Below are 9,987 nucleotides of genomic sequence, written 5' to 3'. Positions count from 1 at the left end.
CCCTCGGCGCGCTCGCGCTGTGCGTCGCGGCCGGCGTTGTCACGGCCACGGAAGTCGGCGCGCTGCGACGGGTCGCCGGCGCGGTTGTTGCCGAAGCGCTGCTGGCTGCCCTGGTCGCGGTAGGGCACGCCGCGCCGGTTGGCCGCGTTGTGCTGGAACTTGGTCTGGTTGGCCGAGATCTGGCGGTTGGTGTTGATGCTGTTGTAGCGGCTGGTGTTGATGTTCACGTCGCCGCCGCCCCAGTTGCAGCCGCCCCAGAGGGCGCCCACCGCCGCCACGCCCACGCCGAAGGCGATGCCGGTGGCCAGCGCCGCGCCCGGGTACCAGCCCGCATACGGCGGGTAGTAGTAAGGCGGGTAGGCCGGATAGGGCCAGGCACCGTAGACCACCGTCGGGTTGTAGGCCGGCACGTAGACCGTCTGCGGGTTGGTGGGCTCGATCTTGATGACGGTCTGCTGCGTCTGCGGCTCCTGCTCCACCGTCACGGTCTGCTGCTCGGTGGTCTTGAGGTTGCCGGTCTGCTGCGCCTTGGCGCGCAGCCGCTGGGCCGAATCGAGCACGTCCTTGGAAGAAGCCAGGAAGGCGTCGCCCAGGTTCTGCACCCAGTCGGGCTGGTCGCCCATCATCTGGATCACCTGGGGAAAGGCGACGAGCGACTGCACGCTCGGGTCCCATGTCTGGTCCTGCACCGCTTTCACGGCGGCATCGCCCGACTGCTTGGGATTGGCCTTGGACCATTTGGCCGCGTCCGCCACGTCGGCGGGATAGGTGGCGGCCATCAGCACCTGGGACAGCAGCGAGTCCGGGTACAGCGCGATGGGCGCCATCATCTGGTCGATCTGCTCCTTGCTGAAGGTCTGCTGCGCCATGGCCAGTGATGCGCTCATTGCCAGGAACGTGGCGAACAGCGTTCGCATGAACCGGGAAGCCAGTCGATACATGAAAGCTCCTTTGTTGTGACCCCGCCGGGTGCCGGCGATGGCCGGGCGCGGCCCCCTTGGCGCACCGTGCGGGCGAGCATAGCGGGGCGCTTGCGGCCCCGCAATTGCGAAAAAGGAGCGAGGCGCCGTCAGGGCGCCAGATGCAGGCGGGACAGGCGCGACAGGCGCACGCGCCAGGAAGCCAGCCCTTGCCAGAACGTGCGCTGCGGCATGCGTGCCGGCGTGGGCGCCGGCGCCTCCCGTTGCGCGGCCAGCCATTCGAGCACCGCGGCCACGCGCTGCACCTTCTCGGGGTCCTCGTCCACCCGCTGTCGCCACTGCTGGCTCAGCTCGCGCAGTTGCGCGCTGTTCAGCCGTGCGGGCGGCGGATGGGAGGATGGCGGCAGCGGGGTGGGGACGTGTGACATGCCTGCGATTGTTCCCGCCGCGGGCGCTGCTGCCATCCCCAGAATGGCGTAACGGCCATCTTTCAAACGGCCATAGCGTGAAAAAAAAGCGCCCCGAAGGGCGCTTTTGCTTTGGCCGTGCCGAGCGGCTGGCGGATCAGGCGCCGGCCTTCACCTTCAGGCGCCAGGCGTGCAGCAGCGGCTCGGTGTAGCCGCTGGGCTGCTCGATGCCCTTGAAGACCAGGTCCTGCGCGGCCTGGTAGGCGGCGCTGGTCTTGAAGTTGCCGGCCATGTTCTTGTAGAGCGCATCGCCCGCGTTCTGCTTGTCCACCACGGCGGCCATGCGCTCGAAGGTGGCGTTGACCTGGTCCTTGGTGACCACGCCGTGCAGCAGCCAGTTGGCGATGTGCTGGGCCGAGATGCGCAGCGTGGCGCGGTCTTCCATCAGGCCCACGTTGTGGATGTCGGGCACCTTGGAGCAGCCCACGCCCTGGTCGATCCAGCGCACCACGTAGCCCAGGATGCCCTGCACGTTGTTGTCCAACTCAGCCTGCTTCTCCGCGTCGCTCCAGTCGGGGGTGGCGGTAATGGGCGGCTGCAGCAGGTCGGCCAGGATGGCCTCGCGCTCGGCTTCGGCGTCGATCTTCTCCAGCTCCTGCTGGACCTGCGCCACGTTCACCTGGTGGTAGTGCAGCGCATGCAGCGTGGCGGCGGTGGGCGAGGGCACCCAGGCGGTGTTGGCACCGGCCTTGGGGTGGGCGATCTTGGCCTTGAGCATGTCGGCCATCAGGTCGGGCATGGCCCACATGCCCTTGCCGATCTGCGCCTTGCCGCGCAGGCCGCAGTTCAGGCCGGTGAGCACGTTGTTGCGCTCGTAGGCGGCGATCCACTTGGTGTTCTTGATGTCGCCCTTGCGCAGCATCGGGCCGCCCTGCATGGCGGTGTGCATCTCGTCGCCGGTGCGGTCCAGGAAGCCGGTGTTGATGAAGGCCACGCGCGCCGGCGCGGCGGCGATGCAGGCCTGCAGGTTCACGCTGGTGCGGCGCTCCTCGTCCATGATGCCCAGCTTCACGGTGTTGGCCGGCAGGCCCAGCACCTTCTCGACGGCGCCGAACAGCTCGTTGGCAAACGCCACTTCGGCCGGGCCGTGCATCTTCGGCTTGACGATGTAGATGCTGCCGGTGCGCGAGTTGCGGATGCCGTTGGCGCCCTTGCCCTGCAGGTCGTACATGGCGATGGCGGTGGTGATGACCGCGTCCATGATGCCTTCGGGAATCTCCTTGCCGTTCGCCCACAGGATGGCCGGGTTGGTCATCAGGTGGCCGACGTTGCGCACGAACATGAGCGAGCGGCCGTGCAGCTTCACTTCGCCCTTGCCGCTGGGCGCGGTGTAGACGCGGTCGGCGTTCAGGCGGCGGGTGAAGGTGGTGTTGCCCTTGGTCACTTCTTCGGTGAGGGTGCCCAGCTGGATGCCGAGCCAGTTGCTATAGGCCAGCACCTTGTCCTGCGCGTCCACCACGGCCACGGAGTCTTCCAGGTCGAGGATGGTGGAGAGGGCGGATTCGACCACCACGTCGCTCACGCCGGCGGCGTCGGTCTTGCCGATGGGCGTGCTGCGGTCGATCTGGATGTCCAGGTGAATGCCGTTGTGCTTGAGCAGCACCGACGAGGGCGATGCCGCATCACCCTGGTAGCCGGCGAACACGGTCGCGTCCTTCAGGCCGGTGCTGCTGCCGTCCTTGAGAGCGACGGCCAGCTGGCCGTCCTTCACGCTGTAGCCGGTGGCGTCCTTGTGCGAACCGCTGGCCAGGGGGGCGGCCTGGTCGAGCACGTCGCGTGCAAAGGCGATCACCTTGGCGCCGCGCACCGGGTTGTAGCCCTTGCCCTTCTCGGCGCCGCCTTCCTCGGAGATGGCGTCGGTGCCGTACAGCGCGTCGTACAGCGAGCCCCAGCGGGCGTTGGCGGCATTGAGCGCGTAGCGGGCATTGAGGATCGGCACCACCAGCTGCGGGCCGGCCTGCAGGGCGAGCTCGGCGTCGACGTTGGCGGTGGTGGTCTTCACGCCCTTGGGCTGCGGCTGCAGGTAGCCGATCTTTTCCAGGAAGGCGCGGTAGCCGGGCATGGCCGCGGGCGTGATCGGGCCGGGGTTGGCCTTGTGCCAGGCGTCCATCTCGGCTTGAAGGCGGTCGCGCTCGGCCAGCAGGGCCGCGTTCCTGGGCGCGAATTCGCTGACGATGGCGTCGAAGCCTTTCCAGAACGAGGCGCTCTGGATGCCGGCGCCGGGCAGCACTTGCTCTTCGATGAAGCGGTGCAGTTCGGTGGCCACTTGCAGGCCATGGACGGTGGTGCGTTGAGTCATGGGGCGTTTCTTCCAGAAGATAGAGATCGCGTGCGCTGAAGGAGGCGGCGCGTGGGGCGGGTCCGGCGGGAAAACAGGCCGGACGCGAGGGGCACGGCGGCGCCAATGCGCTCGAACCAGTACTGTATTTGATACCGGGCGAAGTATTAAGAGCCTTGTAAGCGATTGATTGATGACAAAATTGCACCTAATCGAGTCCGCCTCCGAGGGGCCCGGTGCCAGAATGGGTTCGATTTCCCCGCCTATCAAGGAGCCCTCCAATGCCTATGGACCCCACGCCCATGGAGCCCTCCGTCCTCATCAGCGAAGTCGGGCCGCGCGACGGCCTCCAATCGGTCAAGACCACCATGCCCACCGCGGACAAGCTGCGCTGGATCGGCGCGCTGCATGCCGCCGGCCTGCGCGAGATCGAGGTGGCCTCCTTCGTGCCCGCCAGATTGCTGCCGCAGATGGCCGACGCGGCCGAGGTGGTGCGCCATGCCGTGCAGCTGCCCGGCCTCACGGTGATGGCGCTGGTGCCCAACCGCAAGGGCGCGCAGGCCGCGCTCGAGGCCGGGGCGCACAAGCTGACCATGCCGGTGTCGGCCAGCCGCGCCCATTCGCAGGCCAATGTGCGCAAGACGCCGGCCGAAATGGTCGAGGAGGTGCGCGCCATCGCCGAGATGCGCCGCGAACTGGCGCCGGGCGCCGGCCTGGAAGTGGGCCTGTCCACTGCCTTCGGCTGCACCCTGCAGGGCCTGGTGCCCGAAGACGACGTGATCCGCCTGGCCGCCCAATGCGTGGAGGCCGGCGCCGACGAAGTCGGCCTGTCCGACACCGTCGGCCATGCCAACCCCGCGCAGGTGCGGCGCCTGTTCCGGCGCCTGCGCGCCGAGATCGGCGAGCATGCCGGCGCCGCCCACATGCACAACACGCGGGGCCTGGGCATTGCCAACTGCCTGGCTGCCTGGGACGAGGGCGTACGCACCTTCGATGCCTCGCTGGGCGGCCTGGGCGGCTGCCCCTACGCGCCGGGCGCCTCGGGCAACGTGGTCACCGAAGACCTGGTCTTCATGTTCGAGGCCATGGGCATCGCCACCGGCATCGACATCCACAAGCTTGTCGCGGCGCGCGCGCCGCTCATGGCCGGCCTGCCGGGCGAGCCGGTCTACGGCATGACGGCCGAGGCCGGCCTGCCCCTGGGCTTCGTGCCCACCACCCACCTTCAGCCATGACGAACAACGAAAACACTTCTTCCTCTGCTGCGCCGCTGCCCTATGCCGGCGTGCGCGTCGTCGAATTCACCCACATGGTGATGGGCCCCACCTGCGGCCTGTTGCTGGGCGACCTGGGTGCCGAAGTCATCAAGGTCGAGCCGATCGAGGGCGACAGCACGCGCCGCCTGCTGGGTTCGGGCGCCGGCTTCTTCCCCACCTTCAACCGCAACAAGAAGAGCATCGCGCTCGACTTGAAGAAGCCCGAGGGCATCGAGGCCGCATTGCGCCTCATCGCCAGCGCCGACATCGTCAGCGAGAACTTCAAGCCCGGCACCATGAAGAAGCTGGGGCTGGACTACGAAAGCCTCAGCCGCATCAACCCGCGCCTGATCTACGTGAGCCACAAGGGCTTCCTGCCCGGCCCCTATGACCACCGCACCGCGCTGGACGAGGTGGTGCAGATGATGGGCGGCCTGGCCTACATGACCGGCCGCCAGGGCGATCCGCTGCGCGCGGGCACCAGCGTGAACGACATCATGGGCGGCATGTTCGGCGCCATCGGGGCCATGGCGGCGCTGCGCCAGCGCGAGATCACGGGCAAGGGCTGCGAGGTGCAGTCGGCCCTGTTCGAGAACAACGTGTTCCTGGTGGCCCAGCACATGATGCAGTTCGCCGCCACCGGCAAGGCCGCCGACCCCATGCCCAGCCGCATCTCGGCCTGGGGCATCTACGACGTGTTCACGGTGAAGGACGGCGAGCAGATCTTCCTGGCCGTGGTGAGCGACAAGCAGTGGGCGGTGTTCTGCAAGGCCTTCGGCCTGATGGACATGCATGCCGATCCGCGCCTGGCCACCAACAACGACCGGGTCCGCGCGCGCGAATGGCTCATGCCGCAGCTGCGCTCGCGGCTGGCGGAATTCGGCGCGGCCGAGCTGGCCAGGGTGTTCGAGGAGAACGAACTGCCGTTCGCGCCCATCACCAAGCCGCAGGACCTGTTCGACGACCCGCACCTGAACGCCACGGGCGGGCTGGCGCCGGTGCGCATGAACGACGGCAGCACCTCCAAGGTGCCGCTGATGCCCTTCACGGTGGGCGGCGAGCGCCCCGGCATCCGCCTGCAACCGCCGACGCTGAACGAGCACGGCGCCCAGCTGCTGCGTGAAGCGGGCTACAGCGACGAGCAGATCGCTGGTCTGGTGGCGCAGGGCATCACCACCCGGGTTGATTGAGGCCCGCGCCCGGAACTGACCGCGCCCGATGGACCGCCTCAAGCAGCTCGAATCCTTCGTCGCCATCGCCACCCGCGGCAGCCTGACCGCGGCCGCCAAGGCCGAGGGCGTGGCGCCGGCCATCATGGGGCGCCGGCTCGACGGCCTGGAGCAGCGCCTGGGCGTGAAGCTGCTGGTGCGCACCACGCGGCGCATCAGCCTCACCCACGAGGGCAGTGCCTTCCTGGAGGACTGCCAGCGCCTGCTGGTGGAACTGGCCAATGCCGAGGCCAGCGTGAGCGCCGGCCGCGTGAAGGCCAGCGGCCACCTGCGGGTGACGGCGCCGGCCGGCTTCGGGCGCCGCCACGTGGCGCCGCTGGTGCCGCGCTTTCATGCGATGCACCCCGAGGTGACCATCTCGCTGAACCTGAGTGACCGCGTGATCGACGTGGCCGGCGAGAACTTCGACTGCGCGGTGCGCGTGGGCGACATGCCCGACTCTTCGCTGGTGAGCATGCGCCTGGCCGACAACCGGCGCCGCTGCGTGGCCACGCCCGCCTTTTTGCGCCGCCACGGCACGCCGCAGCACCCCAGCGACCTGGCGCGCTTCGCCTGCCTGACGCTCTCGAGCGACGCGTCGCAGACCCGCGGCTGGGCGTTCCGGGTCCCCCGCACCGGCGCCGATGCCGCCGCGGGCGACAACGACGACGAGGTGATCCACCTCAAGCCCACCGGCCCGCTCGACTGCTCCGACGGCCAGGTGCTGCACGACTGGTGCCTGGCCGGCCACGGCATCGCCTGGCGCAGCACCTGGGAGGTGGAGGCCGAGATCGACGCCGGCCTGCTGGTGCCCGTGCTCGACGCGTTCGCGGCGCCGCCCAACGGCATCTACGCGGTATTTCCGCAACGCAAGCACCTGCCCTTGCGGGTCCGTCTCTGGCTGGACTTTCTCAAGAGCGAATATGGGCGGCCGGAGTACTGGGGCGGTACGAGCGGCGGCGTGGGCGGTACAGTCGCCCCGCCTTCGTCCCCCCGTTTGCCCCAACCCATCACAAGAAAGCGAACACGATGACTCTTGAAGCGATCCTGGCCTACGTGCATCTCCTGGCCATCCTGACCATGGTAGTTTTCATCTCCAGCGAGGCGGCGCTGTGCCGCGTGGAGTGGATCAACAAGGCGGTGGTCGAGCGCCTGGCGCGCGTCGACGCCATCTACGGCATGGCCGCCCTCGTGGTGCTGGCCACCGGCATCGCGCGCACGGTGTGGGGCGTGAAGGGCCCGGCCTGGTACTGGACCAACCCGCTGCTGCACGTGAAGCTCACGCTCTTCATCATCGTCGGCCTGATGTCCATCGTTCCGACCATGACCTATCTGCGCTGGCGCAAGCAGCTGCGCGCCGGCGGGGCGCTCCCGGCCGATGCCGAGGTGCGCAAGACCCGCAAGCTGGTCATGATCCAAGCGCACATCCTGGTGCTGATCCCGCTGTTCGCCGTGTTCCTGGCACGCGGCTTCGGCAAGTAGCCGGCTCCCCAGAAAAGCAAAAGGCCCGCGCGCGGCGGGCCTCTCTGCATTGGCGGTGCAAAAGGGGATCAGGGATCAGCCCTTGGCCGCGTCCGCCTCGCACTTCTTCATGAAGCTGTTCTTGGCCGCGCCGGCCAGCGCCTTGCCGTTCTTGTCCACGGCCTTGGGCTCGCAGGCCGCAGCCGCGGTGTCCTTCTGGCACTTCTTCATGAAGCTGGTCTTGGCGGCGCCCGCCAGGGGCTTGCCGTTCTTGTCGACCGCCTTGGCGTCGCAGCCGTCGGCCGCGTGCGCGCTGCCCATGGCCAGGAAGGCTGCCATCGCGAAGAGGGGAAGGAGCTTTTTCATCAGTTGTGTCCTCGAAGGGTAGGTTTGCAAAAAAAGCTTGCCCAGAGTGGGGCTGCCCATCGTAACGGGGCGGGAACGCGTGCGGATGACACGCTGGATAGGGGTTTGAACCGCCCCCGATAAAATCCGGCGATGCTATTGGTCAAACAGGAGCTGCTCGCCGCACTGGCCGGCACGCTCGAATCCCTCTCGCCCGGCGCCGGCGCCAAGGCGGCCTTCGAATCGCCCAAGGTGGCGGCCCACGGCGACTATGCCTGCACCGCCGCCATGCAACTGGCCAAGCCGCTCGGGCGCAAGCCGCGCGAGCTGGCGCAGGACATCAGCGACGCCCTGCTGGCCACGCCCGCCTACCAGAAGTGGGTCGACGCCATCGAGATCGCCGGGCCCGGGTTCCTCAACATCCGCCTCAAGACGGCCGCCAAGCAGCAGGTGGTGCGCGAGGTTTTGGAAGCCGGCGCCGGCTTCGGCCGCCAGCCAGCGCCGGCCGAAGGCGCCGAGCGCGTGCTGGTCGAGTTCGTCTCGGCCAACCCCACCGGCCCCCTGCACGTGGGCCACGGCCGCCAGGCGGCGCTGGGCGACGCCATCTGCAACTTGCTGGAAACGCAGGGCAAGGCGGTGTTCCGCGAGTTCTACTACAACGATGCCGGCGTGCAGATCCAGACGCTGGCCAACAGCACGCAGCTGCGCGCCAAGGGCCTGAAGCCCGGCGATCCCGGTTGGCCCGAGCAGGCCTACAACGGCGAGTACATCGCCGACATCGCCAGGGATTTCCTGGCCAAGGCCACCGTCAAGTCGGACGACCGCGAATACACCGCCAGTGGCGACATCGACGACCTGGACTCCATCCGTCAGTTCGCGGTGGCCTACCTGCGCCGCGAGCAGGACCTGGACCTGAAGGCCTTCCGGGTGCGCTTCGACAACTACTACCTCGAGTCCAGCCTCTACACCAGTGGCCGGGTCGAGACCGCCGTCAAGCAGCTGGTGGCCGCGGGCAAGACCTACGAGCAGGACGGCGCGCTGTGGCTCAAGTCGACCGACTACGGCGACGACAAGGACCGCGTCATGCGCAAGGGCGACGGCAGCTACACCTACTTCGTGCCGGACGTGGCCTATCACATCGCCAAGTGGGAGCGCGGCTTCCACAAGGTGGTGAACATCCAGGGCACCGACCACCACGGCACCATCGCCCGCGTGCGCGCGGGCCTGCAGGCCAGCGGCGAGGGCATCCCGCAGGGCTACCCCGATTACGTGCTGCACACCATGGTGCGCGTCATGCGCGGCGGCGAGGAGGTGAAGATCAGCAAGCGGGCCGGCAGCTACGTCACCCTGCGCGACCTGATCGAGTGGACCAGCACCGACGCGGTGCGCTTCTTCCTGCTCTCGCGCAAGCCCGACACCGAGTACATGTTCGACGTCGACCTGGCGCTGGCGCAGAACAACGACAACCCGGTGTACTACGTGCAGTACGCCCATGCCCGCATCTGCTCGGTGCTGGCGGCCTGGGGCGGCGACGAGGCGACGCTGAAGAGCGCCGACCTGTCGGTGCTGGACAGCCCGGCCGCGCAGGCGCTCATGCTGATGCTGGCCAAATTCCCGACCATGCTCACCGCCGCGGCCAACGACTTCGCGCCGCACGACGTCACCTTCTACCTGCGCGAGCTGGCCGCCAGCTACCACAGCTACTACGACAGCGAGCGCATCCTGGTGGACGACGAGAAGCTCAAGCTGGCGCGCCTGGCGCTCGTCGCCGCCACCGCGCAGGTGCTGCACAATGGCCTGGCGGTGCTCGGCGTGAGCGCGCCGCGCAAGATGTAGGCAAAAAGTAGATGGCGAAGACCAAGACGACAAAGTCGACCAAGTCGACCAAGACGAAACGCCAAGGCGGCAACACCTTCATCGGGCTGATCATCGGGATCGTGCTCGGGCTGGGTGCCGCGCTGGGCATTGCGGTGTACGTGACCAAGGTGCCGATCCCCTTCGTCTCGAAGACGCAGCGCAACACGGCCGAGCAGGACGAGGCCGAGGCCCGCC

General features: G+C 68.3%; 9 protein-coding genes and 1 pseudogene. 6 read left to right on the top strand and 4 right to left on the bottom strand.

Annotated elements, in window-relative coordinates:
* The 3 genes from VSO01S_RS24665 to VSO01S_RS24660 all read right to left on the bottom strand — a co-directional run.
* Positions 1 to 887, bottom strand: an 887-nt coding sequence (locus VSO01S_RS24665) for a DUF3300 domain-containing protein (protein ID WP_245684319.1), incomplete at its 3' end; no start/stop codon positions are given.
* Positions 888 to 1,069: 182 nt separating this feature from the next.
* Entirely contained in the window at positions 1,070 to 1,348 is a 279-nt protein-coding gene (locus VSO01S_RS27395) for a hypothetical protein (protein WP_153305419.1), read from the bottom strand.
* A 136-nt stretch (positions 1,349 to 1,484) separates the two neighbouring features.
* Complete coding sequence (locus VSO01S_RS24660) at positions 1,485 to 3,686, bottom strand: malate synthase G (RefSeq protein ID WP_068645420.1); 2,202 nt, start codon at positions 3,684 to 3,686, stop codon at positions 1,485 to 1,487.
* A gap of 260 nt (positions 3,687 to 3,946) precedes the next feature.
* Here VSO01S_RS24660 and VSO01S_RS24655 point away from each other — a divergent pair, with 260 nt between their 5' ends.
* From VSO01S_RS24655 to VSO01S_RS24640, 4 genes are read left to right on the top strand one after another with little or no spacing between them, the layout of a single operon-like run.
* Positions 3,947 to 4,900 (top strand): hydroxymethylglutaryl-CoA lyase, encoded by a 954-nt coding sequence (locus VSO01S_RS24655; protein ID WP_068645419.1) that lies wholly within the window; start codon positions 3,947 to 3,949, stop codon positions 4,898 to 4,900.
* Positions 4,897 to 6,111, top strand: coding sequence for a CaiB/BaiF CoA transferase family protein (locus tag VSO01S_RS24650; protein ID WP_068645418.1), 1,215 nt, complete (start codon positions 4,897 to 4,899; stop codon positions 6,109 to 6,111). Before VSO01S_RS24655 ends, VSO01S_RS24650 begins: the two co-directional genes overlap by 4 nt.
* Before the next feature lie 28 nt (positions 6,112 to 6,139).
* Positions 6,140 to 7,162 (top strand): LysR family transcriptional regulator, encoded by a 1,023-nt coding sequence (locus VSO01S_RS24645; protein WP_084242098.1) that lies wholly within the window; start codon positions 6,140 to 6,142, stop codon positions 7,160 to 7,162.
* Positions 7,159 to 7,611 (top strand): DUF2214 family protein, encoded by a 453-nt coding sequence (locus VSO01S_RS24640; RefSeq protein ID WP_068645417.1) that lies wholly within the window; start codon positions 7,159 to 7,161, stop codon positions 7,609 to 7,611. Before VSO01S_RS24645 ends, VSO01S_RS24640 begins: the two co-directional genes overlap by 4 nt.
* Positions 7,612 to 7,686: 75 nt before the next feature.
* On the opposite strand, the gene VSO01S_RS24635 is transcribed toward VSO01S_RS24640, so the two are convergent.
* On the bottom strand, positions 7,687 to 7,956 hold the full coding sequence (locus tag VSO01S_RS24635) for a hypothetical protein (RefSeq protein WP_068645416.1): 270 nt from the start codon (positions 7,954 to 7,956) through the stop codon (positions 7,687 to 7,689).
* A 132-nt stretch (positions 7,957 to 8,088) separates the two neighbouring features.
* Here VSO01S_RS24635 and argS point away from each other — a divergent pair, with 132 nt between their 5' ends.
* Both argS and VSO01S_RS24625 read left to right on the top strand, forming a co-directional pair.
* Complete coding sequence (gene argS, locus VSO01S_RS24630; RefSeq protein WP_068645415.1) at positions 8,089 to 9,771, top strand: arginine--tRNA ligase; 1,683 nt, start codon at positions 8,089 to 8,091, stop codon at positions 9,769 to 9,771.
* A gap of 11 nt (positions 9,772 to 9,782) precedes the next feature.
* A pseudogene (locus VSO01S_RS24625) lies at positions 9,783 to 9,987 on the top strand (hypothetical protein); the annotation flags it as partial.

The organism is Variovorax soli NBRC 106424, from assembly GCF_001591385.1.
In the GTDB taxonomy this organism is placed as follows: domain Bacteria; phylum Pseudomonadota; class Gammaproteobacteria; order Burkholderiales; family Burkholderiaceae_C; genus Variovorax; species Variovorax soli.
Note: the sequence above shows the minus strand (reverse complement) of the source record. Positions and strands in the feature narration are given on the sequence as shown.